The sequence below is a fragment of the Halobellus ruber genome, assembly GCF_014212355.1.
GTDB classification, from domain to species: Archaea; Halobacteriota; Halobacteria; order Halobacteriales; family Haloferacaceae; genus Haloquadratum; species Haloquadratum rubrum.
In genome coordinates this window covers 227965-253454 of record NZ_JACKXD010000004.1, presented here as the reverse complement: position 1 = coordinate 253454, position 25490 = coordinate 227965, and the positions used below count along the sequence as shown (strand labels likewise).

Below are 25490 nucleotides of genomic sequence, written 5' to 3'. Positions count from 1 at the left end.
TCCCCCGGATCGGGACGTACCACCGCAACTTTTGGTCACCCGGGCCGACGGCCCAGTATGGCACACGGTGGAGATCCGGAACCCCGTCTCGGAGCCGGCGACGTCGAGAGCGTCGATCCGGAGGCGCGGTCCGCAAGCGCTGACGCCATCGACGAGTCGCTGAAGACCCGGACGATGGACGAGGCGCCGATCGGGATCACCGTCGCAGACGCCACAGAGCCGGAGCTGCCGCTGGTCTACGTGAACGCCGCCTTCGAGCGGATCACCGGCTACCCCCCGGAGTACGCAGTCGGGCGGAACTGCCGGTTCCTCCAGGGGGAGGCGACGCGCGAAGAGCCCGTCCAGGAGATGGCGGCGGCCATCGACGCGGGGGAGGCGACGTCGGTGGAGCTCCGGAACTACCGCCGGGACGGCGAGCTGTTCTGGAACGAGGTGACCATCGCGCCGCTGCGGGACGACACGGGTGAGATCACCCACTACGTCGGGTTCCAGCGCGACGTGACCCGCCGGAAGCAGGCCGAACGGGCAGCCACGGAGCGCGCCGCCCGGATCGAGCGCGAACGAAGCGCCCAGGAGCGGCTGCTCGAACGGTTGGACGGCGTCGTCGCCGAGGTGACGGAAGCGGTGACGCGGGCCGAATCGCGGAGCAGCCTCGAGCGTGCCGTGGTCGAGAGTATCGAAGGGACGTACACGGGCGCGTGGATCGGCACCTACGACCCCTCCGAGGAAGAGGTCATCCCACAGGAGGCCGCCGTTCCCCCCGGGTGCGACCTCGAAGGCCGGCGGTTTGCGGTCGGCCGGCCCGCGGAGGCCGAAGACGCCCACACCCGTGGGGAGGCAGTCGACCCCGACGACGCGGCCGAAGCAGCGGTCGCCGGTGCGGTACTCGACCGGTACGTCCGCATCGAACCGATCACGGCCGAGGCCGGGACCGACGTGACGGCGGTCGCGGCAGTGCCGCTGCACTACGGCAACGCCGTCTACGGGGCGATCGGGGTGTACACGCGGGCCGACGACGGGTTCGACAGCCACGAACGCGCCATCCTGACCGCGCTGGGCCGAACCGTCGCGACTGGGATCAACGCCCTCGAGAGCCAGCGGACCCTCCAGGGCGAGGGCGTCGTCGAACTCCGGTTCGAGATCGGGGATCACCCGCTGGTCGCGTTCGCCGCCGCGGCCGGGTGTCGGTTACAGTACGCCGGGGGCGTCGGCGACCGTCGCCAGCCGTCGATGCTGTTCGAGATCGCGGCGACGTCCGGCAGCCTCGACCCGGACGCGGTGAAGGCAGCCGGCGGCGACGTCGTCGAGGTCCACAGCGTGTTGGACGCCGACGGCGAGGGATCGGTGGTGGAGCTGTCGGTGGTCGACACGGCGTTTCGGTCGATCCTGACGGACCACGGCGGTGAGTTGCTGTCGCTGTCCGTCGACGAACACACGGCGACAGTGACCCTCGAAGTGGGGCAGGAGAACCTCGCGCAGTCGGTCGTCGATGCGGTGGAGTCCACGTTCGAGCACGCGGAGCTCTCCAGCTACCGGCGGGGGGAACACCGCGCCCGGACCCAACGGGGGTTCGTCGCGGACCTCAAGTCGGAACTGACCGACCGACAGTACGCCGCGTTGGTCAGGGCATACACCGCGGGGTACTTCGAGTGGCCCCACGACACGAGCGGCGAGGAGATCGCCGACTCGATGGGGATCGGCCGATCGACGTTCCACCAGCATCTCCGGGCCGCACAGCGGAAACTCGCGGGCGCGATCGTCGATTCCTGACGCCGACGGCGGGCGTTCGGCGCCGCGGCGAACGCCGCCGAAGCCCCCGAATCGCCGGACAGGACGGACCGACAGCGTCCCGATTCCGGTCCTCGCTATGCCGACAGAACCCCGGACGGCTCGGGGTGTCCAAACTAGTTGTGTATCCCTATTATTAGAATCACCTAATATACCATTAGGTGTACTATGCCGCAACCCGGAAGCGAAGGAATTTGGCTGTGGATAGGCACGCTCGGAATGTTCCTGGGGATGCTGTACTTCATCGCCAGGGGCTGGGGCGAGTCGAACAGACGGCGTCAGGAGTTCTACATCGTCACGATCTTTATTACCGCCATCGCGTTCGTCAACTATCTATCGATGGCGTTGGGATTCGGGCTCACGGAGGTCACGCTCCAAGGTGGACAGACGTTGGACATCTACTGGGCCCGGTACACTGACTGGTTCTTCACCACCCCGCTGCTTCTGATCGACCTCGCGCTGCTCGCCGGTGCGAACCGGAACGAGATCTCGGCGCTGGTCGGCCTGGACATGCTGATGATCGGCACCGGCGTCCTGGCGACGCTGACGGCCGGTCCGGGCGCGCTGTCGGACGGCGCTCGCCGGCTCATCTGGTGGGGCGTCTCGACGGGCTTCCTGCTCGTTCTGCTGTACTTCCTGTACGGCTCCCTCGACGAGAAGGCCCAACGGCTCTCGGGTGACGCCGCATCGACGTTCGGGACGCTACGGACGCTGATCGTGGTGGTGTGGCTGATCTATCCCGTCTGGTGGATTGTCGGCACCGAGGGACTCCAGCTCGTCTCGCTGTACATCGAGACTGCCGGCTTCATGGTGCTGGACCTGGTCGCGAAGGTCGGGTTCGGGATCATCCTGCTGTCGAGCCGCGAAGTGCTCGACGCCGCCGCCAAGGCCGGCGCCAGCGCGGAAGCAGCCGACTGATCGACGCCTGAACGCGCGGGGCTGTCCCCGCATTCGATTGCGACGCGTTGCGGTCTTTTTGTAGGTCACGACCGATCAGCGGCGCGTATCCCGGATCGCGACCCGCATCACGGGGTCGGAGGGAAACCGCACTCCGTAGAACAGAGTATATAACCCGTCCGTCCGTACCCCGTCGACACAGAGCAGATGAACGTCAGTTTCACCTACCTCCAGTTTCACCTCGCGTTTCTGCTACCGGCGGTGATGATGCTCCTCGTAACCGGGTTCGTGAGCCGCACCCGGATCACCGACGCCGCGGCCCAGTGGACCGACGGCTGGCGCCGCTACTGGGCGGGGGTGGTGATCATCACCGTCGTGGCGCTTCTGTACACCACGCCGTGGGACAACCTCCTCATCGCCCGGGGTGTGTGGTGGTACGGCCCGGACCGCACGCTCGCGACCATCTGGGAGGCGCCGATCGAGGAGTATCTCTTCATCGCGGTGCAGCCGTGGCTGACCGCGCTGTGGCTGTCGCACCTCGCGTTTTCGACCGACTGGCCGGCCGCGACCCGTCCCCGGGCGAGCCGGGCGGCGATGCTCGTGGTTGCGGCCGCCCTCGGGATCGCGGGATGGCGGTGGCTCGGGGCCGACGCGACGTTCTACATCGGGGCGATCTTCGCGTGGGCCGCACCCGTGTTGGCGCTCCAGTGGGCCGTCGGCGCGCCCCAGCTGTGGGCCCGCCGCCGGACCGTGGCGATCGGCACTCTCGTCCCGACGCTGTATCTGTGCGTCGCCGACCGGATCGCGATCGAGTACGGGATCTGGATCCTCTCGGAGCAGTACACCACCGGGGTTTTCGTCGCCGGACTCCCGATCGAGGAGGCGGCGTTTTTCTTCGTGACGAACCTCTTCGTGGTCCAGGGACTGGTTCTCTACCGGCTGGTGACGAGCCGGTGGGGGATCGAGGCGTTTGTGGGATGGGTGGCCGAACGACGGTCGGGTTCCGGGGTCGAACGCCCCGGTGCGTGACCGGATGGACGGGTCGATCCAGCGGGGGCAGACGGCCGCCGGCGCCGCGACCGAGTCCCGACGCCCCGACGGCGCGCCGGCGACGACGCGGTCGCTGATGCTCGCGGTCGGCGGGTGGCCCGCCTGGTCGGTCGTCGGTGGACTGACCGTACTGGCGGCCGCAACGACGGCGACGGGGCTATCCGTCCCGGTGCCGACGTGGGCGCGGTACGTCCCGCTGGCGGCGAGCCTGCTCGTCTTTGGGCTTCCTCACGGAGCCGTCGATCACCTCGCGCCCGCCCGCGCCGCCGGTGAGCGCCCCACGCTCCGGTGGCTCGGTGCCGTCGGGGCCGTCTACCTCGTTCTCGGCGGCGCCTACACCGGGTTGTGGGTGATCGCGCCCGCGGCCGCGGCCGTCTTCTTCGTCGGGCTGACGTGGTTCCACTGGGGGCAGGGCGACCTCTACGCGCTGGAGGCGTTCGGCGGGTCGCACCTCGGGGGGCGAGCCCACAGGGTTGCCACGATCCTGGTTCGGGGCGGGCTGCCGATGTTGGTTCCCCTGCTCCGCTTCCCGGAGCGGTACCGCGCGGTGGTCGACGCGTGGATCGCGCTGTTCGGCGGGGGCGCCGACGCCGCGTGGGTGACGGCGCCGGCGCCGCGGTTCACACTGGGCGTCGGCTTCGCCACCCTGACGATCGGGACGTTGCTCGCGGGGTGGCGCCGGAGCGGCGGCGGAACCGGGCGCGCGGAGTGGCGGCGCGACGCCGCCGAGACGGGGCTGCTGTGGGCGTTCTTCCTCCTGGTTCCGCCGCTTCTCGCGGTCGGGGTCTACTTCTGTGTGTGGCACTCGCTGCGTCACATCGCCAGGCTGGCCGGCGTCGATCCGGCGTCTACGGCCGCCTTCGAGAAGCGGGGGGCGCTAAGCGCGCTACTGCGGACCGGGCGGGACGCCGCCCCCCTGACTGCGGTCTCGATCGCGATGATCACCGGCGTCGCCCTGTTCGTCGGTATCGACACCGATCCGCGCACCCTGACGGCGCTGTATCTCGTGTTCATCGCGGTCCTGACGCTGCCGCACGTCGCGATCGTGACCTGGATGGACGGCGCCGAGGGGACCGGGGTGAGCGGGAAACAATAAACAGTTAACAGGGTCGGGGCGCAACCCCCCGGTAATGGCCAAGGACGTCAAACCGACCCGCAAGAACCTGATGGCGATCGAGGATCGCATCGAGCTCTCCGAGCGCGGCCACGACACGCTCGAACAGAAGCGTGACGGGCTAATTATGGAGTTTATGGACATCCTCGATCAGGCCCAGGACGTGCGGTCGGAGCTCGACGAGAACTACGAGACCGCCCAGGAGAAGCTCAATATGGCGCGGGCGATGGAGGGCGACGTCGCGGTCCGCGGTGCGGCGGCCGCGCTGAAGGAACACCCCGAGATCACGACCCAATCGAAGAACATTATGGGCGTGGTCGTCCCCCAGATCGAGTCCTCGCGGGTCAAAAAGAGCTTAGATCAGCGCGGGTACGGGCTCCTCGGCTCCTCGGCGCGGATCGACGAGGCCGCCGACGCCTACGAGGAGCTTTTGGAGACCATCATCCTCGCGGCGGAGGTCGAGACCGCGATGAAGAAGATGCTCACGGAGATCGAGACCACGAAGCGTCGGGTCAACGCCCTCGAATTCAAGCTTCTGCCGGAGCTCAAAGAGAACAAGGAGTACATCGAACAGAAGCTCGAAGAGCAGGAGCGCGAGGAGATCTTCCGGCTGAAGAAGATCAAAAACAAGAAGGAAAAGGAGGAGGCCGAAGAGGAAGCTGAGGAGAAAGCCGAAGAGGAAGCTGAGGAGAAAGCCGAAGAGGAAGCTGAGGAGAAAGCCGAAGAGGAAGCTGAGGAGAAAGCCGAAGACGAGGCGGGAGAGCAAGCGGACGAAGACGAAGAGGAGACGGCCACAACCACCTCTACCGGCGACTGAGACGGTCGGATGACGACGTCCCGCTTTTTTGTTCCATCGGATCAGCACCGGCGGTGGAGCCGTCGCCGAGTTCCGCGGCAGGACAGTCCTGAAGAGATGATAAGTCTTAATTAGACTACCGGGTAAGTGGTGAGTGAAGCAAGCCCGGGTGGTGTAGTGGCCCATCATACGACCCTGTCACGGTCGTGACGCGGGTTCAAATCCCGCCTCGGGCGCTTTGCTTCGATTGTGGCCTGCCCGGGTGGTGTAGTGGCCCATCATACGACCCTGTCACGGTCGTGACGCGGGTTCAAATCCCGCCTCGGGCGTGTTTTGCGGCGAGCAATCCGCGAGCCGCAAATACGCAACAAGGGATCTGAATCAAGGAATGGAGTGAAGTGAGCGACTGGGGTTCAAATCCCGCCTCGGGCGCCGTTCGACCCCGCTCAGAGCCCTGTGATCAATGCCGACCCGAGCGCGACCCCTGCGAGCGCGGCGACGAGCGTCCCGGCCGCGTCCGCGAGCGCGAGGTCGGCACGGCCGGCGTCGAGCGCGCGGGTGACGTTGACCGCGAACGACGAGAACGTGGTAAAGGCGCCGCAGAACCCAGCGCCAGCGAGCGCAAGCGTCGCCGCCGGGGGCGACGCCGCGACGAGCGCGCCGAGCAGGGTGCTGCCGAGGACGTTGACCGCGAACGTGCTTCCTCGTCCGCCGTCCAGCAGCCGGTCGACGGCGTACCGGGCGAGCGCGCCGGCGGCGCCGCCGACCCCGACCAGGATCGGCGTCGGAAGCGAGGTGATCACGGCGCCCGCCTCCCGAAGGCCAGCCCGAGGGCGGCGGCGGCGACCCCGAGGGCGTACGTGGCGACCACGTACGCCGTCCCCCCGGCGACTCCGAGCGACGCGGACTCGACGGCGAAGGTACTGTAGGTGGTGAACGACGAGAGCAGCCCGGTGGTGAGAAACAGCCGGAGCCGGCGCGACCGGGTCACACCGACCGTGGCCGCGAGCGCAAAGCTCCCGGACGCGTTGACGAGCAGGATCCCCTCCGGACCGGCGACGGCCGTCCCGACGAGATATCGCGAGACGGCGCCGAGGAACCCGCCGAGCGCGACGACAACCGGTGTGAGCCGATCGGCCATCGAGTAGCGATCGTCCGGGGCCGACTCGTCAGTTTCGGTCCGTCGGCGCGCTGTCGGGCGAGCGTTCGGTGCTGAGACCGTCGTGAGACGGCGTGACCGCCGACGCCCGCGGGCTGTCGCCCCCGTGTGGGGTGTCCCGCTCGCGGACCGCAACCGTACGGACCGCCTCCGCGGTGTCGTCGATCACGAGCGCCTCGCCGGGGCTCGTCGGCATCGTCTCGGCCAGGTCGCTGTCGAGGTACGCCGGGTCAGCGGCGGCGAGCGCGTCGAGGTCCGGGCCGGCGGTCAGCCGGTGGACGACCCGGAGGTCCGACTGCGACACCGCGACGTCGGGGAGCGCGTTCGGCCGCTGGGTGGCGACGAAAAGCGAGACGCCCGGGGCCCGGCCGCGCGTGAGGATCCGACGGAGCGGCGCGCTCGCGACGCCCGAGAGGAACGCGTGGGCCTCGTCGACGAACAGCCACGGGAGCCGGTCGACGCTCGGTCCCGCCCCGCTTCCGTCGGCCCGCGCACCGAAGAGCGCGGCCGCGACGCCCGCGGCGACGGCATTGGCGGGGGCGTCGTCGAGTCCGGAGCAGTCCAGCACGGTCGCTGCCCCGTCGGCGAGCGCCCGAGCGTCCAGCCCGTCGGGGTCGAACACCGACCACGACGCGGCCCGTCGGAGCCGGTTCGTCGCGGCACGAACAGTCCCCGGGTCGGCGTCCGCGTCGGCGACGACGCTCCGCATCTTCGGAAGGGTCGCGGCCGTCGACGCCGCGTGCCACACGAGCGCGCCGACCGGGTCGTCGGGGGCGGTCCCGACGAGTGCCGGCCACCGCTCCGGCGGGATCGCGTCGGCTCTGACGGTCGGGTCGGCAACGACCGTCGCAGGAACGGGGTCGCCGCCGGCGTCCTCGGCCAGCCCCGCGAAGACGCCCATCGGGTCGACAACGACCGGCGCGACCCCGCGGGTTCGGGCACCCGCCTCGGCGAGGACGCCGAGCGTGTAGGACTTGCCGTATCCACGCTTGCCGACCACCAGCCCGGCGTGTGGCCGGTCGAAGTCGACCGCGACCGGCGCGCCGCGGCTGCCGTCCCTGGCGCGGTGGTACCCCAGGTGGCCGGCGTGCGTTTCCGGGTTCCCCCCGGCGTCGCTGTCGTCGGCCGGCGGTCGGCCGAGGATCTCGGTTCGCATCGGCGGGAGTGGTCGCGCTCCGGTAAGTAAACCCACGCCCGGAGATTTATATACCGACCCGGGACCAGGGCCGGTGTGCTCGACGAACTCGAACGGTTCGCGGCGGACGATCGCGCGATCGAGGGGCTTCCGATCAGGCTGGTCATCGCCCTGGTCGTGGGGGTGGCGACGATGAGCGTGATGCTGAATATGCTCTCCGGGGCCCAGGGGCTCGTGGTCTCGGAACTCGACGTCCGTCCCTCGCCGGACGTCGTCGAGCCCGGCGAAACGGAGCTCGAACTGACGGTTGTCGACGACGACGGCGACCCCGTGGAGGGGGCGACGGTGATCGTGAAGGACGGCAGCGCCGAGATCGACGGCGTCGTAACTGCGAGGTCGAACGGGAACGGGGTCGCGACTGTCACCGTCGACGCGCGCACCCGGGCGAACCAGGAGACGGGGACGCTGGTCGTCGACCTGAAACCGCCGTCCGACGGGCGGTTCGTCGACCGGCGTGCCAACACGGAGATCCTGGTGGTGTCCGGGTGAGCGGTTCCGGGCGGTTCATCGCTCGGGGTGGACCGGGGCGTCGAACCCCCCCCGGACCAGCGGCTTGGCGATGTGGCGGCGCGCGCGCGGCGGCACCTCGTACCAGCCGGGTTCGAGGTCCCGATCGAGCGTGACCGTCGCCCGCTCGGCCGCGGCGGTGCCGCAGTCGCGACATCGGTAGCCCTGGCCGCGGCCGGCGCTCTCCATCGTGCGGCCGCAGTCCACACAGGTCGGCGTGGTTCGCTCGGTGCGCCGGAGCGACCGGACGGCGAACTTCTCCAGTTTGATCGTCCCGTCGCCCACCTCCCCGCAGACGGTGAGCTCGTCGCCCGGCCTCAGCGCCCGAACGCGGTCGCGGAACCGCTTCGTCGGCTCGAACGCCACGCAGTCGACCCGCGCGTCCGGGTCGGAGGGGGCACGGAGTTCGACGAAGACGTGGCCGCCCCGCCGGGTTTCGGGCGCGGACGTGACGGTCCCGTCGACGCGGTACCCACGCCCGTCACGCAAGGAGCCGATCGTACCCGCACGGAGGTGTGCGTCGGTCCCCTGGTTCGTCAAGAACGTCGCCGCCCGTTCGACCTCCTCCCCGCGGATCCGGTCGGCGACGGCCTCGACCGCGTCGGGGTCGTCGCCGCGGATGCCGTGGAGGATCGGCCCGGGGGCGTTCGGGACACAGACCGCCTCCCCGGCCGTCCGGTCGACCGTATCCCACACCGTCGGGTACGCCGCTTCCGCCGCCTCGAACACCGACTCCTCGTCGACCTCGCGTGGCGTCCCGCAACGGTCGAATTTCCGATAACTGATCCGCTCGTAGGTCCACGTTCCGTTTGCGGCCCACGCGCCGACCGCCGCGAGCGCGCCGATCCGGCCGCGACCCCCCGACCACCCGCGGTGGCGGTAGCCCGCCCGATCCGCGAGGTCGACTGCGGTCTCGGGGTCGAGGCGGGCGCGGACCGCCCGCCGGGAGAACGACCGGACCGCCGCCGGAACCTCGCCCGGAGCGCCGGGGGCGACGACCACGCCCGGGCTCGTTCGGGGGTCCTCCACCGCCGCCAGCGGCTCCAGTTCCGCGGCCGCAAGCGAGAGGGCCCGATCGGCGTCGGCGTCGGTGTGGAGCGCGAGCGCGGCGTTCCCACGGGTTTTGTGCTCCACCGCGGGGTTCAGCCTGACCAGCAGCTGCCGGGCCACGCTCGCGCCGTCCGCGCGGAGCGACGCCGCCAGCCGGGTCGCGAGGTAGGTCGTACACATCCCCCGCGTCCGCGAGTCGGTGTCGTCGACCCCGATGACCGTCATCCTGCGTGGATAGTCGGGCCGGCGGCTAACCCGTTTCGGGTGCCGGTGGCGGCCGCCGCCGGCGCCGTAGTCCACAGTAGGGTGGGACAAACCGGCGGACGGAGCCGGAACCGGCGGCACAACGTATATATGCGGTGCATAGGCTATATACGGGTATGTCCCGGTCCGCGCTGGTCGGAAACGTCACGGCGATGCTCGAGGACGCCGGGTTCCTCGTCAGCGACCGGTGTGCCATCCGGCCCAAGAGCTTCGACGTCGCCGCACGGCGCGGCGAGGACCTGGTGCTTCTGAAGGTGTTGGGGAACATCGACGCGTTCGACGGCACGACCGGCGAGGAGATGCGTCGCCTGGGAACGTATCTGAACGCAACACCCATCGTGGTCGGGCTCCGCACCCGCGACGAGGAGCTAAAACCCGGCGTGGTGTACTTCCGTCACGGCGTTCCAGTCCTGAACCCGGACACGGCGCTGGACCTGTTCGTCGAGGGGGTTCCGCCGCTGATCTACGCCGCTCCGGGCGGCCACTACGTCAACATCGACGGCGACCTGCTGGCGGACGAACGCGAGGAACGTGGGTGGAGCCTCGGGCAGCTCGCCTCCGAACTCGGCGTCTCCCGGCGGACGGTCTCGAAGTACGAGGACGGGATGAACGCGAGCATCGAGGTGGCGATCCAACTCGAGGAGATGTTCGATCAGCCGTTCTCCAGTCCGGTCGACGTGATGGACGGCGCCGAGGAGGTCCGCGACGCCGAGCCGACGCCGGACGACCCCGACCCCGAATCCGACGACGAACACGTCGTCACCGTCCTGACGCGGGCGGGTTTCACCGTCCACCCGACCGCCCGCGCGCCGTTCAAAGCCGTCAGCGAGGACGACGGCGGGCGCCGCGACTTCGCGCGGATGCTCACCGGCCACTCCACGTTCACCCGCAGCGCCGAGAAACGCGCCCGGATCATGTCATCGCTGGGCGAGGTGACACAGACCCGATCGGTCTACTTCACCGAGGACAACTCGAAGCGCGACTCCGTGGAGGGGACCGCCCTCGTGGGGTGCGAGGAGCTGACCGCCATCGACGACCCCGAGGAGATCCGCGACCTCATCCGGGACCGCTCGCAGGAGCCCACCGAAGCGTAGTCGGCAGGGCGCCCGCGTGGACCCGCGGCTGTGGTTCGGTAGCTCCGGGGAAACCCGCGTGTCGGACAGCGCCGATCAGTTCGCCGCGCTGCCGTACGTCTCTTCGAGGTACTCGACGATGTCGTCGCTCTCGGGCATCCCCTCGATCCCGTGGTCCTCGTCGACGAGGACCGGAACGCCCGTCTGGCCGCTGACCTCCTTCACTTCGGTGCGTTCGCTGTGCGCCGACGGGACCATAATCGAGTCGTACTCCAGGCCCAGTTCGTCCAGTTTGTTGATCACTTTCGCGCAGTACGGACAGCCTTCGAGTTCGTACAGGGTGAGAGTCGCCATCACCTGATGTAGGGGACCGAAAGCAAAGAATCACGGGGTCGAATGCGTGGCGAGCACACTGGAGGGCTGCGGTGAAGCTACGTGGGCAGCGGCTCCGTAGGGCGAGTCTACTACCGGCGCCGTCTCCGGACGCCCGAGACGAGGCGTCGACCCCCGGCGAGGAGCCGTCGCCTGTGGACGACGAGTTCGCCGCCGGCCCACGCGAGACCGATCAGGAGGGCGCCGATTGCCCACACGAGGTCCCACCCGGTCATCCACACCGGCCGGAGCCACGGCGTGACGTGCGCCCACCGGGTGGCGAACCGGTTCATCGGGCCCTCCAGGGGTGTGTCGGCGAAGGTGGCGCGGATCCGTCCCTCGAACCCGACGCTGCCGTTCCCGCCGGCGGTGAGGTTCGCGCTCCCGGTGATGGCGTACGAGCCGCTCGCGTTCAGGTCCCGGATGGTCGGCCCCGACGATTCGGGGGGCGTTCCCAGCCGCTCGGCGTCGTAGGGACCCCAGGTGGCGTAGTACTCCCAGACGACCTCCCCGGTCGGCGTGACCTCCATCACGCGGTGGTTCAGCGTGTCGGTGATCAGGGTGTTGCCGTTTTCGAGCCTGTCGGCGTCCCGCGGCCAGTTGAGCGACCCGGTGCCGACCTCCCAGGTCCGGACCCACTCGCCGTCCTCCTTTGCGTACTCGACGACGCGGTTGTTCTCGCTGTCGGCGACCAGGATGGTCGGCGTGCCGTTCTCGCTTTCCAGCCAGTCGGGGTTGTGCTGCTCCTGGAGGACGTCGTAGTCGCCGTCGCTGCCCAGGCGCTCGACGATCTCCTTCGACTCCATATCGACGAGGATGACCTGATCGAAGTTCCGCGGCGACAACAGGAGCCGGTCGTCGCCGACCGGGTCGACGTCGTTGACGTGGGTCCAGTCCTCGCTGTAGCCGCCGTCGGTGCTCGCGGGGTAGTGGTTCCTGAAGTACCACTCCCAGGTGAACTCCCCGGTGGAGCGGTTGTAGACCACGATCCGGTCGTCGCTGACACCCGCCGACTCGTTCCACTCGCGCATGTTCGCGATCGCGATCCGGTCGTCGCCGAGGTACGCCACGTCGTGGGTGTCGGTCATGTCGAACCGCTCCTGCCAGACCCGCTTCCGGGTGTCGGGGTCGAGCTCGAAGAGGACCGTGTCGCCCGCCCGCGGCGAGGAGACCAGCAGGTTCCCGTTCGGCATCTGATCGACGTCGAAGAACCACGCGCTGCCGCCGACGGTGTCGTCGTGGGTCCACTCCAGGTCGCCGCGCTCGTCGACGGAGACCAGCCGCGCGGGCTTCTTGGGGTTGGTGTTCCCCCGGAACGTGTACCCCTGCGTGCTGATCACGGTGGAGTCGTTCGCGGGGTCGGTGATCGTCCCCTGCTGGAGGTCCGTCGCCTCGGCAGGGTCGTACGTGAGCGCCGAGACGGCTGCCGGCGCGAGGAGGCCGACGACCACGAGCAGGACGACCAGGCGGACCGCGGTCGCCCGCGAGCGAGCGGGTGTTCTCACGTCTCCGAGTGAGCGGGTCGGTGTTGAATCTCTTCCGGTCCACGAAAACACCGTTCGGGTAGGGGTGAACTGAGGGCGTTACAGTGATTCGAGAAGAAAGCCCACGGCTTTAGCCGTGGGATGAATCCGACGGAACCGTTCGAAGGGGTTCGGTCCGCCCTTTTGCGGCTGAACCAACCCGCCAGGATGAAGCACCTGTCGGCCTCCACTTGTCCAACGAACCAGTAGAGATGATCCACTCTGTCGTCGATCCTTCTCAGTGCCCGATCTTCGATCAAAGGTCGGACACACTACCCGACGAGCGAGGAGAGACGAAAGCGAGTTCCAGCACCGAGAACGACGTATCGTTGAGGCGGGTGCTACGCCTGGAGTCACGCCGGACTGCCCGACTCCTCAGCACGCGGCACACGGAGCGTGACGATCGTCCCTCGGGGAGCGTTCGATGCGAACGTCAGGTTGCCCCCGCAGTTTTGCACCACCCACCGGACCGTCCACAGACCGAGACCGTCCAGGTGCATTGTTGACTGGTCCATCTGTCGCTCCCCTTCGGCGATCTCGGCCTGCTTCGGGTCGATACCTGGACCGTTGTCCGCTATCCGCACGTCGATGTACTCGCCACCGAGGCTCTCGGCGACCGTTATCTCGACCCGGGGTTCCGGGCTATCGTTGTGCTCGATTGCGTTGCGGATGACGTGCTCAACGGCGGTGGCAAATGCGTTTGTCACCTCACCGTGTGCGGACTCCGTCACCGGATCCTCAATAACTGCGTCAGGGTACCCCCCTCGGATTTCTGCCGCCGCCGCCGAGACGATTTGGATGAGGTTCTGTGAACTGTGGTCGGGTTCGCCGGCGATTTGCCGTTCGATGAGGCGGGTCTTCTCGGTCATAGCGTAGAGGCACTCGGTAGCCTCAACGGCTTTCTCCACCCTCTTCTGCTTCTGCTCGTCTTCGAGTTCGGCGGTTATTTCGTCCAGTCCGAGCACCACGTTGAGTTGGTTACGGATGTCGTGTCGGAGTGTCCGCGACAGCACGTGGAGTCGCTCGCGCCGTTGGCGCTGGACGGTTATGTCCCGAATTGCCACCAGTGCTCCGAGCAGTTCGCCGTCCCGGATGAGCGGTGCGACGCGTGCTTCGGCGGTCAACTGTCGAGGAACAGGTGCGGAAGGCGGATGCCGCATCTCCAAGTTGACCCGTTGATCCGCAGTCTCTCCGCGGGAGACGGACGTGATGGTGTGATGTAATCTATCGAACCCGTCGGCGACGAACTGTTCAAGCCAACCGATCTCGCTTCCGATCGCAGTGTCCTGAGAGACTTGTGTGAGCTCCAATAACCGCGCGTTGACAAACGCAATATTCCCGTTGGTTCTGACGGCAAACACGGGCTCTAGTAAACAGTCGGTGACGGTGTTGGTATCAAACGTATCCATACCGTTCACCTATTTGTCACCCGAAGGGAGGATCAGTCGCATTCCGTTATACCAGCGTGCAATGAAGTGACGGGTGAGCGAGATCAGTGGGATAGGACCCCCTGAGCTCGGAGACAGCGGACAAGGTGGTGGACCTCGCCGATTGGTCTTCCTTCTCTGTGCGCTTCACACCCGTGTGTATAGCTCCCGTCGGAAACCGTGTACGGTTTTTTATTCGTTTAATCACTACACAGTATCGTATAGATCTCACTGCGGTTCCGTTAATGAAATAAAAATTTCATACAAGTCGCCCTTACCGCACGGTCGGAGCCTTGCGAGCACCCAGTATGAGGACCCCGGAAGTCCACCCGACAGTGAACCCTCGGTGCGCGAGTAAATACGGTTCCGGAGTCCCGCAGCAGAACGGTCCAGCGGTCGACGTGTCGCGGTTACAACTGCCCCGTGAGCACGCCACCGGTGCGGACGACGAAGTAGACCACGAACGCGCCCGCCAGCGCCCAGTGGCCGGCGCGGACGTCACGGCCCTCGCCGGCGGCAAGCTTGACCAACGGGTAGGAGACGATGCCCGCGGCGATGCCGTACGCGATGGAGTACGTGAACGGCATCACCAGGATCGTCATCCCCGCGGGGATGGAGTGAGTGAGGTCGTTCCACTCGATGTCGATGACGTTCCGGAGCATCACGACCCCGATCACGACCAGGGCGATGTGGGAGGCGTACAGCGGGATCGCGGCCGCGAGCGGGACCAAGACGAGCGAGCCGACGAAGAGGGCAGCGACCGTGAGCGCCGTCAGCCCGGTCCGGCCGCCCTCCTCGACGCCCGAGGCGGACTCGATGTAGGTGGTGACCGTCGAGGTGCCGAGGGCGCCGCCGACGGTCGTCCCGATCGCGTCGGCCATCAGCGGCCGGTCGATGTCGGGGAACTCGCCGTTGTCGTCGAGGAAGCCGCCCGCCTGGCCGACGCCGACCAGCGTGCCGGCGGTGTCGAAGAAGTCGACGAAGAAGAACGTGAACACCACCAAGGCGAACGTGAACGCCTCGATGTCGGCGAGGCCGCCGACGAACGCGCCCGCGAGCGGCGTGATGTCGTAGGTGACCGCGGCGCTACCGGCGACGAGGCCGGCCTCCGGCGAGACCGGGCCGAACCGGGTGACGGCCCAGCCCGCTACGGTGGTCAGAACGATGCCGATGATGATCGACCCGGGGACGTCACGAGCGTAGAGCGCGAACGTGAGGAACAGCCCGATCACCGACAGGATCGCTACCGGGTCCGAGGCGACCGACCCGAGGGTGATGAGCGTCGCCGAATCGTCGACCACGATCCCCATCGCCTGCAACCCGATGATCGCCAGGAACAGCCCGATCCCGGTGCCGACCGCGAACTTCACCGGGGTGGGGAACAGCCCGATCACGTACTCGCGGGCGCCGACCGCCGTCAAGGCGATGAAGAGCACACCCTCGACGACGACCGCGGCGAGGGCGGTCTGCCAGGGGACGCCCAGGGCGCCGACGACGGTGAACGCGAAGAAGGCGTTCAGCCCGAGTCCGGGGGCCTGCGCGAACGGCCGGTTCGCGTACAGCGCCATCACGAGCGTCGCCGTCGCCGCCGCGATGATCGTGACGACCGCGAGCATCGACTGGACCTCCCCCTGTGAGACGCCCTGGGGTGTGATGGCGCCCGAGAGGATCGCGGGGTTGACGACGACGATGTACGACATCGTCAGGAACGTCGTCACCCCCGCCAGGAGTTCGGTCCGGACCGACGACCCGTGTTCTTGTACACCGAATCGGTCTGCGAGGGTTTCAGCGAGCCCCATAATGCACGTCTGGAGATATCCGACATCAGGTCGATAAACGTTTTCATACCCCCCCGGTGCGTCGGGCGGTCACTCGGGGGCGACCGTCGAGAGCGCGCCGACCGGAGCGTCGGTGCGGTCGCGGGCGCGGTCGATGCCGGCCTCGCCGACGGCGATGAGCGCGAAGACGCCCGCCACCGACGCCTCCGCCTGGCGGGCGATGTCGAGCAACAACGCCTGCGTCTCGCCCGACCGGACGAGGTCGTCGACCACGAGGACGGTGTCGCTTTCGGACAGCGCCCGCGCCGGGAGATAGTAGGTGAGTTCGATCCCCGGCGAGACGCGCTGGCGGGACTCGATGAACTCCTCGACGGCGGTCTCCTTGGACTTCTTCGCGTAGACCACGCGGGCGTCGAAGTGGCTCGCCATCGCGGCGCCGAGGGTGATGCCGTCAGTGGCGGCGGTCAGGACCACGTCCGGGCGCTCGAAGCCGAGGGTGTTGGCGGCCACCGGGGCGACCAAGTCGAGAAACGTCTGGTCGAACACCACCGCGGAGTTGTCGACGTAGCCGCCGTCGTCGAACTCGACGCGGGCCCGAAGTTCCGCAGCTAGGGCGTCGCGGCCGAGGTTCTCCACGAGGTCGCGGGCCCGGTCGGTTCCCGGGAGGACGTGACCGTTGACGTACCGGTTGAGGTCGCCGGCGGGGAGGCCGGTGAACTCCGCGAGTTCGTCGTAGGTCCGGGTCTCCTTGAGCATCCGCAGAACCGCGACCGCCTGGAGTTGGAGGGCCGCCTTCTCCGCTCTGTTCATACCACGATCTGCGACGGTTCGTCTGTATGAATACGTCGATCCGAAACCGGTCGGGGGCGCAGGCGGGGCGTCACCGGCCCGTGAAGGTCGCGTCGTTACGCCCGATCGTCGGCGAGGAGATCCTCAGCAGTCACCAGCGCGTCGAGTTCCACGCCGGCGTCGGCGAGCAGTTCCGTCGCGCCCTCGCCGCGGTCGACCACGACGAGCACCCGGTCGACCGTCGCACCGGCCTCGCGGAGCGCCTCGACGGCGTCGAGGGCGCTCCGGCCGGTCGTGGCGACGTCCTCGAGGACAACGACCGACTCGTCCGCCGGGAGCCGTCCTTCGATCCGGTTGCCGGTGCCGTACTCCTTGGCTTCCTTCCGGACGATGACGTACGGCGTGTCGGTCTCGGTGCTGGTGACCGCGACAAGCGGGACCGCCCCGAGGGCGACCCCCGCGAGCGTCTCGTTGCCGACGCGATCGGCGAACGCAGAGGCGATCAGCCGCAGACAGCCCGGGTCGGTCTCGAAGAGGTACTTGTCGACGTAGTACTCGGAGGTGCCGCCGTGGGAGAGCTCGAACTCCCCGAACTTGACCGCGTCGGCGTCCCGGAGCGCCGCGATGAGTTCGTCGTTCGTCATCGGTCGAGTAGGCACGGGCGACCGGCTTAAACCGGACGGTTCGGGGAGGGACAGGGTGCAGTTGGGGGCTGTAGCGGTAGCTGCGCGGAGCGGTCGAAGTCACCGACAGTACCGCGAGGCGAGCGAACGCGAGCCTCGTGGGGATTTTTGCTCCAGCTTTTTGTCGGGGGTTCGAGACGGCCGCGAAGCGGCCGTCGAGGACCCCCGAATAAAAAGGTGGGGGTTAATAGGGCTCGTCTTTGAGATCGAGGAGGTACGCGAGCCCGTTGGTTGCGACGTGAAGCACGGGCGTGAGCACGAGCACGACCGCCAGGACGGGGAGGGTGAACGTGTCGGTGAACCACCCGAAATCCAGGATCGCAGCGCACACTAACGCGCCGGCGACGAAGTCGAGCTGATCGACGACGGGGAACGCCGCGCCGCGTTCCCGACCCGTGCGGCGCTTCAGAAACGACGCGGAGATGTCACCCAACATCGCGCCGAACGCCAGGCCGACGGCGGCAGCCGGCGGGAACGTCGGAAGCGATACCCCCGTCGCCGCGGCGGCGGCGGGAGCGAGCAGGTTCAGGATGAGCGCGAGCGCGACGCCCGCAACGGTGCCGACCGCGGTCCCGCGCCAGGTCTTGCCGTCGCCCAGGAGCCGGCGGCCGTCGACGGTCCGCCCGCCGTCGATGGGCGCGCCGCCGCCGGCGAGGACGGCGGCGTTGTTCGGAACGTACGCCGGGAGCATCGCCCAGAACGCGGCGGCGACGAGCGCGTGGAGCATACTTTGGGCCACCGACGGCCACGACAAAGGCTCCCCGGTTCGGGTCGACCGCCCGGGCCTGTAGCGGGAGCGGTCGGGTATTTTAATCCGCGGGGACGCGTACGGCGAGCTAGATGTCCTCCTGGAGGCGCGACTTCGCGAGCGGCCTGATCGTGTTGGCCCCGATCCTGGTCATCCTGCTCGTCCTGAACTACCTGTACTCCCAGATCGTCGACCTGCCGGTCATCCGCGGGCTCCAGGAGCCGTTCGGCTTCTTCGTCGCCGTGATCGTCTTCGTGATGTTGGTGCTCTCGGTGGGGTACCTGATGCGGACGACCGTCGGGCGGCTGTTCGAGACGTACCTCGACGCCGCGATGAACCGGGTGCCGCTGATCCGGGTGCTGTACAACGCCTCGAAACTGGCCGTCGAGACGGCGGTATCGGGCACCGAGGACCTCCAGAAACCGGTGAAAGTGGAACCCTGGAACGGGATGCGGATGACCGCGTTCAAAACGGGCAAGACGACCGACGACGGCCGCGAGGTGCTGTTTATGCCGACCGCGCCGAACATCACCACCGGATTCGTGATGGAGGTCGATCCCGACGACATCGACGAGACGGACGAGAGCGTCGAGGAGGCGCTGACGCGGGTGTTGTCGGCGGGGTTCGGCGAGCAGGAGCCCAAATCGCCGATCGAGATCGACACCCGGTCCGAGGACTAACCCCCACCTTTTTATCCGGAGGTTTCCTCGCTCGCTTCGCTCGCTGCGGGAACCCTCCGAACAAAAAATCCGGATCAAAAGACTCCGACTCCGCCGCCAAAGGCGGCTCCGTCGGTGAACCGCTCATCTCGCTCGCGGATACTGGGCACAGAGGCACGGTCGATCGGCTGATTCGACGACTTGGAGGCGGGACCAACGCCCTTCGGTCAATCTGCGAGATTCGCTACCTGACAACGTCAGGATCGGATGCGATACGTGGCAGTGTCGGAGAGCAGTCGAAGCCAGCAGTAGTACCGCGAGGCTCGCGTTCGCTCGCCCCGCGGGTTTTTTGATCCAAGTTTTTCTCGGGGGTTCGAGACGGCCGCGAAGCGGCCGTCGAGGACCCCCGAATAAAAAGGTGGTTAGACGTACGTGAACCACTCCTCGTGGGCGTCGGTCCGGCGCTCGACGAGGTCGAAGAAGGCCTGCTGGAGCTCCTCCGTCACGGGGCCGCGGGAGCCGCTGCCGATGGTGACGTTGTCGACCTTCCTGATCGGCGTCACCTCCGCGGCGGTGCCGGTGAAGAACAGTTCGTCGGCGGTGTTGAGTTCGCCGCGGGAGATCGTCGCCTGGTCGTGGACGGTGTAGTCCCGTTCGCGGGCGAGTTCGATCACGGTGTTGCGAGTGATACCGTCGAGGATGCTCTGGGAGAGCCCGGGGGTGTAGATCTCGCCGTCCCGGACGAGAAAGAGGTTCTCCCCCGGCCCCTCGGCGACCTGGCCCTCCTTGTTCAGGACGATCGCCTCGGTGTAGCCGTTCCGGCGGGCCTCCTCGCCCGCCAGAAGGGAGTTGACGTACAGCCCGGTTGTTTTGGCGTTCGTGGGGATCTGACTGGAGGCGTACTTCCGCCACGAGGAGATCATCACCTCGACGCCGCGTTCCAACGCCTCCTCGCCGAGGTACGCGCCCCACGGCCACGCCGCGATCGCGGTCTTGACCGGGTTGTCCTGTGGGCTCACCCCGAGGGAGCCGTACCCGTAGAACGCAACGGGGCGGATGTAACACGATCGCAGTTCCTCGCGGCGGAGGAGCTCGAGCGTCGCCTCGGTGAGCTCCTCCCGGGAGAAGGGGATCTCCATATCGTACGGTTTCGCCGACTGGTAGAACCGATCGAGGTGTTCGTCCCACCGGAAGATCGCGGGGCCGTTCTCCGTGTCGTAACACCGGACGCCCTCGAAGATCCCGGTGCCGTAGTGGAGCGCGTGCGTGAGAACGTGAACCGTGGCGTCGTCCCAGTCGACGAAGTCGCCGTCCTGCCAGATCGTGTCGACGTCCATCTCGTCGAATCCCATATGCCGTCGTTTACCGCCCGGGATATAAAACCATACAGGAGCGTCTGGGGCGGTCTACGCGTCGGTACCGGCGGACGAAAGCGATCCGCGGCAATGGGTTCTCGACGGGACGAACGGCTCAGCCCAGCCGGTCGACGATCGCCGCGCCCTCGACGTAGACGGAGCCGTTGCGGCGGGCGTACGCCCGGGCCGCTGCCGGGGTCTTGGCCCCGCCGGAGTCGGCGTCGAGCATCTCACAGACCACGACGGCCGGGGGGAGGTCCGCCGCCGCCGCCACGGCGAGCCCGAGTTCGGTGTGGCCCCGTCGGTCGGCCAGCAGGTCCGGCGCCCCGCGGAGCACGTGGACGTGCCCCGGCGTCCGGAAGTCCGCGGCGAACTCCTCGGTCCCGTAGCCGTCCGAGCGCGCCACGGCGGTCGCGGCGTCGGCCAGTCGCCGGATGGTGAGCGCGCGGTCCTCGTCTGTGATCCCGGTGAACGTCTCGCGGTGGTTCACCGGGAGCGAAAACGACGAGCGGTCGTCGTACGTGAGGTCGTGGTCGGCTGCCGCGGGGTGGTCCAGTTCCTCTTCGAGGAACGGCAGCCCGACCGCCTCGGCGACGGCGTCGGAGACGGCGGTACAGACCAGCCCGCCGGCGTCCCGTCGGAGTTTCGCAACCGCCGCGGCGTCGACCGCGCCGGCCGGATAGACGATGTCGGTCTCACCCTCGCGGTCGGCGGCGTCGTGGATCAACACTGGATTTCCATCCCGGAACGCCGCCACCGCCCGGTCGACCGCGGTCTCGTCGGTCGCCTCCGACCGCGAGTCGGTCGTCGTCCGCGTCATTCGACCGCCTCCACGCGGACGGTGACGACCGTCCCGTCGTCGAGCCCGAGTTCCTCCCGGAGCTTGACGGGCGCGATGATCTCCAGTTGGGTTTCGTCGTGGTGGGTGCGCTCGGGGACGATGATGTGGGTCTCTTCGGCGACCGCGCCGTCGTACTCGACAGTGGCGGCGTAACACGTCGCGGGGCCGAACGTCCGCTCGTCGTCCTCCCAGCCGTCGATCGGGACGCCGGAAAGCGACGACACCGCCGAACGGGCGCGGACGCTCTCCTCGTCGAGGTCGACGTTGAGGGTGCCGGCGAACGGCTCGTAGCCGAGCCGTTCACGGAACTGTTGCATATATCCCGAAAGCGAGATGTAGTGTCTGCCCTCGCCCATCCCGCTCGTGACGGTGCCTTCCAGTTCCACGGTCGAGGGGTCGGTTCCCTCGAAGATCCGCCGGTAGTGAGCGTACTCGCGGTGGAGCGCCGCCTCGCCCGACTCCGTGAGCGAGACCCACTGGCCGTCGGCGACCACGTCTCGATCGAGGTGGCCGGCGGACTCGAGCTGCTGGAGCCGGCGGGAGGCGGTCTGGCTCGACGCCTCAAGATGGCCTGCGAGCCCGGAACAGGAGATCTTGACCGGGCCGGACCGGCCGCCCTCCAAGGCGACGAACTTCAACGCCGCCAGTTCGTCGTACCCGACGGCGGAGACTGCCGATTCTGACATTATCGGTGGTTCGTGTGGGGTCGTGTTAAGCATAACGACTCCGGGATACGTCACGGAATCGTGATAGCGGGAGCAGGACAAAAAACGGCTGTACACACGGACACAACCGCCTGAATCTAAAAGCGTTGATGGCGAACGGGTTCGCCCCCGACCGGTGGCGTGCGTCGGGAGCGCGTCCGGGTCCCCCCGAGCCGACCCGTTCGACAGGGGACGGTTCGGCCGTCGCAGGCTCCGGAGCGGCCGGGAACGGGGACCGGCGCGCGCCCGTTCGGAAGGGATTTAATCGCGGTTCGACAACGGCGGGTATGTTCAGACGGTTTCGAGAGGAGGTCGCCGCGGCGGTCGAGTCCGCCCTGACCGCGCTCGACCTCCCGGCCGACGACCTCGGGGTGGAGGAGCCGCCGGCGGAGATGGACGCAACGCTGGCGTCGAGTGTCGCGTTCCGGCTGGCCGGCGAGGTGGGCGCGCCGCCGCCGTCGGTCGCGGCAGACGTCGCCGACGCGATCGAGACGGACGGCTACGAGTACGTCGACCGCGTCGACACCCAGGGCCCGTACGTGAACTTCTACGTCTCGGACGCCTACTACGCCGACACGCTGGCGGCGGGACGCGGCGCCGACTACGGCACCCTGCCGTCGACCGGGAAGTCGGTCGTGGTCGAACACACGAGCGCGAACCCGACCGGCCCCGTCCACGTCGGCCGCGCCCGCAACCCCATCTACGGCGACGCGGTCGCGCGGGTGCTCGACTACGCCGGCCACGACGTCGAAACCCACTACTACGTCAACGACGCCGGCCGCCAGATCGCGACGTTCACGTGGGCCTACGAGACGTTCGACGAGTCCGAGTTGCCCGACCCGGAGCGCGACCGCGCGGACTACGAACTCGTGCGGTACTACCGGAAGGGCAACGCGTTTCTCGACTCCGGCGACGACGACGCCGTCGCCGGGGCCGAAGCCGAGATCGCCGAGATCATGCAAGGGCTGGAAGCCGGCGACGAGGCGGCCTTCGAGCGCGTCTCGGCGGTCGTCGATCAGGTGCTCGACGGGATGCGGACGTCGCTGGGTCGGCTCCCAGCGGAGTTCGACCGGTTCGTGAAGGAGACGGAGTTCATGCGGAACGGCGACGCCGACGACGTGGTCGAGCGGCTCCGGGACTCGGAGCAGGCCGTCTACGAGGACGACGCCTGGCAACTGGACCTCTCGGCGTTCGGGATCGACAAGAACCTCGTGTTCCTGCGGTCGGACGGCACCACCTTGTATACCACCCGCGATCTGGCCCACCACGAGTGGAAGTTCGACAACTACGACGAGGCGGTGACGGTGCTCGGGGAGGACCACAAGCTCCAAGCCGAGCAGTTGGAGGCCGCCCTCGAAGTGCTGGGCCACGACACCGACGCGCTCAGACAGACGTTCTACTCGTGGGTCAACCTCCCGGAGGGCGGGATGTCGACCCGGGAGGGCACCGGCGTCGACCTCGACGACCTGCTGGACGAGTCGGTTCAGCGCGCCCGCGAGGAGGTCGAACGCCGGCTCGACTCCCGGGGCCGCGACGACGACCTCGACGACGAGGACCTCGACCGGATCGCCCGGCAGGTCGGCATCGGCGCGGTCCGGTACGACATCGTCGCCAAACAGCCCACCAAGGGAATCACCTTCGAGTGGGATCGCGCGCTCGACTTCGAGGCGCAGTCGGCCCCGTACGTCCAGTACGTCCACGCCCGGTGCTGCGGGATCGAGGGTGAGGCCGCGGCGGCGGGGATCGAGCCCGCGACGGACGCCGCCCGGCTCGACACCGACGCCGAGCGCGACCTGATCGCGGAGATCGCCCGCTTCCCCGCGATGATCGAGGAAGCCGCCGAGGGGTTAGAGCCCCACGTCGTCGCGACGTACGTTCGGTCGTTTGCGGAGACGTTCAACACCTTCTACAGGGAGTGTTCCGTGCTCAACGCCGACGACGACGCCGTCGCCGCCGCGCGGCTCGGGCTCGTGGAGGCGTCGAGACACACCGTCGCGAACGCGCTCGACGCCCTCGGGATCGAAGCCCCCGAGTCGATGTAGGGCGTCCGGGAGGAGCCCCCCGGTCGGTGCGCCGCGCCGGCGGTCACGCGAGGATCGGGAGGGCGATACCGGCGATGAGCGAGCCCCCGACGGTGAAGATCGCCGCGGCCCCGGCGCCGAGCGCCAGCAGTAGGAACACGACGAGCCACCAGAAGGGAACGCGCGAGTTGGTCTCCGCCATACCGTCGACTCACCGGACCCGAATAAAAGAACTTCCCGTTTCGGGGCGGGTCACCCGAAAAAGCGGCTGAAAAAGCCGCCGCCGCCGTCGTTCGAGTCGGCCTCGTCGCCGTCGGAAGTCGCCTCGTGGTCGGTGTCGGCGGCCGCCGTGTCGTCGTCGCCGTCTGCGGTCGTCGGGGCACCGTCGCCGGAGCCGTCGGCACCACCTTCCGCTTCCTCGATCGGGACCTCCTCCAGCGGCGTGGTGTAAACGCCGCTCTCCTCGGCCGCACCCGAGTCGCCCGCCGTCGCGACGGCGTCGGGATCGGCAGGCTCGACCGGCGAGTCCGAGGTGTCGTCGACGGGTTCGACGGCCGGGTCCTCGGTGTCCGGATCTGCCGCCTCGGCCCCGCCGTCGGCGTCCGCTGTTGCGTCGGCCTCGCCGTCGGCGTCCGCTGCTGCGTCGGCCTCGCCGTCGGCGGCCGCCTCGGCCTCCGCGTCGGTCGGCGGCGGTTCGTCCGTTTTCACGTCGACGGCGCCCTCGTCTGCCGGTTCGTCGGTGGTGTCCGCTTCGTCCTCGTCGCCAGCGCTCGCGTCTGCCCCCTCGTCAGCCGGCCCCTCCTCGTCGCTTTGATCCGCCTCGTCGTCGATCCCGCCGGGGGCGTCGTCGGCCGTTTCGTCCGGTGCATCGGCCGTGGACGCGGCGCCGTCGGCGTCGTCCGAGGCGGCGGGGGGATCGCCGCTCGCCGGGTCGGCGTCGTCGGTCGCGGGGGCAGCGACGTGCTCGCCGGTGAGCGCCGCCGCGAGCGACGCGAACGACGCGGCCGCCGGGCTCCCGGGCGCGAAAGTGGTGAGCGGCTCGCCCGCCTCGGCGGCACGCTGGATCGGGTCGGCGTCGGGGACGGTGCCGAGAACGCCGACGTCGAGGGTCTCGACCACGGCGTCGGACTCCGCGGTCGCGGGGTCGGCCCGCAGAAGCGCGGCGCCCGCGACGGTAGCGCCGAGACGCGCCGCGACCTGCCGGGTCTTGTCGGTGTCACCGAGGGCGTCCCGGGTCGGCGTCGACACGAGGAGGACCTCGTCGACGTACGTCAGCGGGACGACGGTGTCGTTGCTCAGCCCCGCGCCCGTGTCGAGGATGACGTAATCGTGGTCGGCCGCGAGGTCGTCGAGGACGCCCTCCAGCCGTTCGGGATCCGCGCGGGAGAAGGCGTCGAGCGCCGAGGAGCCGGGGACGACCGAGAGCCCGTGTGGGCCCTCGTGGATCGCGTCTCCGAGGTCGGCCTCCCCCGCGAGCAGGTCGTGCAGCGTCACGTCGCCGACGTCGACACCGAGCGCGCCAGCGAGGTTGGCCATCCCGAGGTCGCCGTCGACGACGGCAACGCGCGAACCGGCCGCCGCCAGCGCCGCAGCCAGGTTGGCCGCGGTCGTCGTCTTGCCGACTCCCCCCTTTGCGCTGACGACTGCGTAGACCCGTCCCATTGTCTCGTTCCGGAACTCCCGCGTCGGGGATATAA

Annotated in this window: 25 protein-coding genes and 2 tRNA genes; 11 read left to right on the top strand and 16 right to left on the bottom strand. The window is 68.5% G+C overall.

Going from position 1 to position 25490, the window contains the following annotated elements:
• The first annotated feature begins 57 nt into the window (after positions 1-57).
• From H5V44_RS12765 to H5V44_RS12735, 7 genes are all read left to right on the top strand, one after another.
• Positions 58-1770 (top strand): PAS domain-containing protein, encoded by a 1713-nt coding sequence (locus H5V44_RS12765; RefSeq protein WP_185193514.1) that lies wholly within the window; start codon positions 58-60, stop codon positions 1768-1770.
• Positions 1771-1956: 186 nt separating this feature from the next.
• Entirely contained in the window at positions 1957-2706 is a 750-nt protein-coding gene (locus H5V44_RS12760) for a bacteriorhodopsin (protein ID WP_185193513.1), read from the top strand.
• A gap of 186 nt (positions 2707-2892) precedes the next feature.
• Positions 2893-3714: a lycopene cyclase domain-containing protein gene (locus H5V44_RS12755; RefSeq protein WP_185193512.1), complete on the top strand. Its 822-nt coding sequence runs from the start codon at positions 2893-2895 to the stop codon at positions 3712-3714.
• Positions 3707-4831 (top strand): beta-carotene 15,15'-dioxygenase, Brp/Blh family, encoded by a 1125-nt coding sequence (locus H5V44_RS12750; RefSeq protein ID WP_185193511.1) that lies wholly within the window; start codon positions 3707-3709, stop codon positions 4829-4831. Before H5V44_RS12755 ends, H5V44_RS12750 begins: the two co-directional genes overlap by 8 nt.
• 34 nt (positions 4832-4865) lie before the next feature.
• The gene (locus H5V44_RS12745; protein WP_185193510.1) at positions 4866-5666 is read left to right on the top strand and encodes a V-type ATP synthase subunit D; all 801 of its coding nucleotides are present in this window, start codon (positions 4866-4868) and stop codon (positions 5664-5666) included.
• A 142-nt stretch (positions 5667-5808) separates the two neighbouring features.
• Positions 5809-5881, top strand: a tRNA-Asp gene (locus H5V44_RS12740).
• 20 nt (positions 5882-5901) lie between these two features.
• A tRNA-Asp gene (locus H5V44_RS12735) sits at positions 5902-5974 on the top strand.
• A 117-nt stretch (positions 5975-6091) separates the two neighbouring features.
• On the opposite strand, the gene H5V44_RS12730 is transcribed toward H5V44_RS12735, so the two are convergent.
• Genes H5V44_RS12730 through H5V44_RS12720 form a run of 3 tightly spaced genes read right to left on the bottom strand, consistent with a single transcriptional unit; the run spans position 6092 to position 7960 of the window.
• Positions 6092-6448 carry a CrcB family protein gene (locus H5V44_RS12730; protein ID WP_185193509.1) on the bottom strand — a complete coding sequence of 119 codons (357 nt, stop codon included), beginning with the start codon at positions 6446-6448 and terminating at the stop codon, positions 6092-6094.
• Positions 6445-6786 (bottom strand): fluoride efflux transporter FluC, encoded by a 342-nt coding sequence (locus tag H5V44_RS12725; RefSeq protein WP_185193508.1) that lies wholly within the window; start codon positions 6784-6786, stop codon positions 6445-6447. The genes H5V44_RS12730 and H5V44_RS12725 overlap by 4 nt, the downstream gene beginning before the upstream one ends.
• A 28-nt stretch (positions 6787-6814) precedes the next feature.
• Positions 6815-7960 carry an ATP-binding protein gene (locus H5V44_RS12720; RefSeq protein ID WP_185193507.1) on the bottom strand — a complete coding sequence of 382 codons (1146 nt, stop codon included), beginning with the start codon at positions 7958-7960 and terminating at the stop codon, positions 6815-6817.
• A 75-nt stretch (positions 7961-8035) separates the two neighbouring features.
• Between H5V44_RS12720 and H5V44_RS12715 the strand changes: the two genes are divergently transcribed.
• On the top strand, positions 8036-8488 hold the full coding sequence (locus H5V44_RS12715) for a DUF7382 domain-containing protein (RefSeq protein WP_185193506.1): 453 nt from the start codon (positions 8036-8038) through the stop codon (positions 8486-8488).
• A gap of 15 nt (positions 8489-8503) precedes the next feature.
• Here H5V44_RS12715 and H5V44_RS12710 read toward each other — a convergent pair whose 3' ends face one another.
• The gene (locus H5V44_RS12710) at positions 8504-9781 is read right to left on the bottom strand and encodes a tRNA(Ile)(2)-agmatinylcytidine synthase (protein ID WP_185193505.1); all 1278 of its coding nucleotides are present in this window, start codon (positions 9779-9781) and stop codon (positions 8504-8506) included.
• 155 nt (positions 9782-9936) lie between these two features.
• Between H5V44_RS12710 and H5V44_RS12705 the strand changes: the two genes are divergently transcribed.
• On the top strand, positions 9937-10914 hold the full coding sequence (locus H5V44_RS12705) for a transcriptional regulator (protein WP_185193504.1): 978 nt from the start codon (positions 9937-9939) through the stop codon (positions 10912-10914).
• A gap of 75 nt (positions 10915-10989) precedes the next feature.
• Here H5V44_RS12705 and H5V44_RS12700 read toward each other — a convergent pair whose 3' ends face one another.
• The 7 genes from H5V44_RS12700 to H5V44_RS12670 form a co-directional block, all read right to left on the bottom strand.
• The gene (locus H5V44_RS12700) at positions 10990-11247 is read right to left on the bottom strand and encodes a glutaredoxin family protein (RefSeq protein WP_185193503.1); all 258 of its coding nucleotides are present in this window, start codon (positions 11245-11247) and stop codon (positions 10990-10992) included.
• Positions 11248-11357: 110 nt separating this feature from the next.
• Positions 11358-12770 (bottom strand): aryl-sulfate sulfotransferase, encoded by a 1413-nt coding sequence (locus H5V44_RS12695; protein ID WP_185193502.1) that lies wholly within the window; start codon positions 12768-12770, stop codon positions 11358-11360.
• Positions 12771-13141: 371 nt separating this feature from the next.
• Positions 13142-14197: a sensor histidine kinase gene (locus tag H5V44_RS12690; RefSeq protein ID WP_185193501.1), complete on the bottom strand. Its 1056-nt coding sequence runs from the start codon at positions 14195-14197 to the stop codon at positions 13142-13144.
• Between the two features lie 428 nt (positions 14198-14625).
• Entirely contained in the window at positions 14626-16014 is a 1389-nt protein-coding gene (locus tag H5V44_RS12685; protein ID WP_185193500.1) for an NCS2 family permease, read from the bottom strand.
• A gap of 69 nt (positions 16015-16083) precedes the next feature.
• Positions 16084-16803 (bottom strand): phosphoribosyltransferase family protein, encoded by a 720-nt coding sequence (locus tag H5V44_RS12680; protein WP_185193499.1) that lies wholly within the window; start codon positions 16801-16803, stop codon positions 16084-16086.
• Between the two features lie 95 nt (positions 16804-16898).
• Entirely contained in the window at positions 16899-17426 is a 528-nt protein-coding gene (gene pyrE, locus H5V44_RS12675) for an orotate phosphoribosyltransferase (protein ID WP_185193498.1), read from the bottom strand.
• Positions 17427-17649: 223 nt separating this feature from the next.
• A complete protein-coding gene (locus tag H5V44_RS12670) occupies positions 17650-18192 on the bottom strand; it encodes a CDP-2,3-bis-(O-geranylgeranyl)-sn-glycerol synthase (protein WP_185193497.1) in 543 nt (180 codons plus the stop codon).
• A 113-nt stretch (positions 18193-18305) separates the two neighbouring features.
• On the opposite strand from H5V44_RS12670, the gene H5V44_RS12665 reads away from it, so the two are divergent.
• Positions 18306-18893, top strand: coding sequence for a DUF502 domain-containing protein (locus H5V44_RS12665; protein ID WP_185193496.1), 588 nt, complete (start codon positions 18306-18308; stop codon positions 18891-18893).
• A 401-nt stretch (positions 18894-19294) separates the two neighbouring features.
• Here the strand turns inward: H5V44_RS12665 and H5V44_RS12660 are convergent, their stop codons facing one another.
• From H5V44_RS12660 to H5V44_RS12650, 3 genes are all read right to left on the bottom strand, one after another.
• Entirely contained in the window at positions 19295-20224 is a 930-nt protein-coding gene (locus H5V44_RS12660; protein WP_185193495.1) for a branched-chain amino acid transaminase, read from the bottom strand.
• Between the two features lie 118 nt (positions 20225-20342).
• Positions 20343-21047 (bottom strand): 3,4-dihydroxy-2-butanone-4-phosphate synthase, encoded by a 705-nt coding sequence (gene ribB, locus H5V44_RS12655; RefSeq protein WP_185193494.1) that lies wholly within the window; start codon positions 21045-21047, stop codon positions 20343-20345.
• Entirely contained in the window at positions 21044-21754 is a 711-nt protein-coding gene (locus H5V44_RS12650) for a DUF120 domain-containing protein (protein ID WP_185193493.1), read from the bottom strand. The genes ribB and H5V44_RS12650 overlap by 4 nt, the downstream gene beginning before the upstream one ends.
• Positions 21755-22059: 305 nt before the next feature.
• On the opposite strand from H5V44_RS12650, the gene argS reads away from it, so the two are divergent.
• Positions 22060-23814 carry an arginine--tRNA ligase gene (gene argS, locus H5V44_RS12645; protein WP_185193492.1) on the top strand — a complete coding sequence of 585 codons (1755 nt, stop codon included), beginning with the start codon at positions 22060-22062 and terminating at the stop codon, positions 23812-23814.
• A gap of 43 nt (positions 23815-23857) precedes the next feature.
• Here argS and H5V44_RS12640 read toward each other — a convergent pair whose 3' ends face one another.
• Together H5V44_RS12640 and minD are read right to left on the bottom strand one after the other, a co-directional pair.
• Positions 23858-23995 carry a hypothetical protein gene (locus H5V44_RS12640; protein WP_185193491.1) on the bottom strand — a complete coding sequence of 46 codons (138 nt, stop codon included), beginning with the start codon at positions 23993-23995 and terminating at the stop codon, positions 23858-23860.
• A gap of 50 nt (positions 23996-24045) precedes the next feature.
• A complete protein-coding gene (gene minD / locus H5V44_RS12635; RefSeq protein ID WP_185193490.1) occupies positions 24046-25455 on the bottom strand; it encodes a cell division ATPase MinD in 1410 nt (469 codons plus the stop codon).
• Between the last annotated feature and the right edge of the window lie 35 nt (positions 25456-25490).

What these genes read in the sequence shown, in the direction of transcription:
- H5V44_RS12765 (WP_185193514.1), top strand. Translation starts at nt 58, where the DNA reads ATGGCACACGGTGGAGATCCGGAACCCCGTCTCGGAGCCGGCGACGTC.
- H5V44_RS12760 (WP_185193513.1), top strand. Translation starts at nt 1,957, where the DNA reads ATGCCGCAACCCGGAAGCGAAGGAATTTGGCTGTGGATAGGCACGCTC.
- H5V44_RS12755 (WP_185193512.1), top strand. Translation starts at nt 2,893, where the DNA reads ATGAACGTCAGTTTCACCTACCTCCAGTTTCACCTCGCGTTTCTGCTA.
- H5V44_RS12745 (WP_185193510.1), top strand. Translation starts at nt 4,866, where the DNA reads ATGGCCAAGGACGTCAAACCGACCCGCAAGAACCTGATGGCGATCGAG.
- H5V44_RS12725 (WP_185193508.1), bottom strand. Translation starts at nt 6,786, where the DNA reads ATGGCCGATCGGCTCACACCGGTTGTCGTCGCGCTCGGCGGGTTCCTC.
- H5V44_RS12720 (WP_185193507.1), bottom strand. Translation starts at nt 7,960, where the DNA reads ATGCGAACCGAGATCCTCGGCCGACCGCCGGCCGACGACAGCGACGCC.
- H5V44_RS12710 (WP_185193505.1), bottom strand. Translation starts at nt 9,781, where the DNA reads ATGACGGTCATCGGGGTCGACGACACCGACTCGCGGACGCGGGGGATG.
- H5V44_RS12705 (WP_185193504.1), top strand. Translation starts at nt 9,937, where the DNA reads ATGTCCCGGTCCGCGCTGGTCGGAAACGTCACGGCGATGCTCGAGGAC.
- H5V44_RS12700 (WP_185193503.1), bottom strand. Translation starts at nt 11,247, where the DNA reads ATGGCGACTCTCACCCTGTACGAACTCGAAGGCTGTCCGTACTGCGCG.
- H5V44_RS12690 (WP_185193501.1), bottom strand. Translation starts at nt 14,197, where the DNA reads ATGGATACGTTTGATACCAACACCGTCACCGACTGTTTACTAGAGCCC.
- H5V44_RS12685 (WP_185193500.1), bottom strand. Translation starts at nt 16,014, where the DNA reads ATGGGGCTCGCTGAAACCCTCGCAGACCGATTCGGTGTACAAGAACAC.
- H5V44_RS12680 (WP_185193499.1), bottom strand. Translation starts at nt 16,803, where the DNA reads ATGAACAGAGCGGAGAAGGCGGCCCTCCAACTCCAGGCGGTCGCGGTT.
- pyrE (WP_185193498.1), bottom strand. Translation starts at nt 17,426, where the DNA reads ATGACGAACGACGAACTCATCGCGGCGCTCCGGGACGCCGACGCGGTC.
- H5V44_RS12670 (WP_185193497.1), bottom strand. Translation starts at nt 18,192, where the DNA reads ATGCTCCACGCGCTCGTCGCCGCCGCGTTCTGGGCGATGCTCCCGGCG.
- H5V44_RS12665 (WP_185193496.1), top strand. Translation starts at nt 18,306, where the DNA reads ATGTCCTCCTGGAGGCGCGACTTCGCGAGCGGCCTGATCGTGTTGGCC.
- H5V44_RS12660 (WP_185193495.1), bottom strand. Translation starts at nt 20,224, where the DNA reads ATGGGATTCGACGAGATGGACGTCGACACGATCTGGCAGGACGGCGAC.
- ribB (WP_185193494.1), bottom strand. Translation starts at nt 21,047, where the DNA reads ATGACGCGGACGACGACCGACTCGCGGTCGGAGGCGACCGACGAGACC.
- H5V44_RS12650 (WP_185193493.1), bottom strand. Translation starts at nt 21,754, where the DNA reads ATGTCAGAATCGGCAGTCTCCGCCGTCGGGTACGACGAACTGGCGGCG.
- argS (WP_185193492.1), top strand. Translation starts at nt 22,060, where the DNA reads ATGTTCAGACGGTTTCGAGAGGAGGTCGCCGCGGCGGTCGAGTCCGCC.
- H5V44_RS12640 (WP_185193491.1), bottom strand. Translation starts at nt 23,995, where the DNA reads ATGGCGGAGACCAACTCGCGCGTTCCCTTCTGGTGGCTCGTCGTGTTC.
- minD (WP_185193490.1), bottom strand. Translation starts at nt 25,455, where the DNA reads ATGGGACGGGTCTACGCAGTCGTCAGCGCAAAGGGGGGAGTCGGCAAG.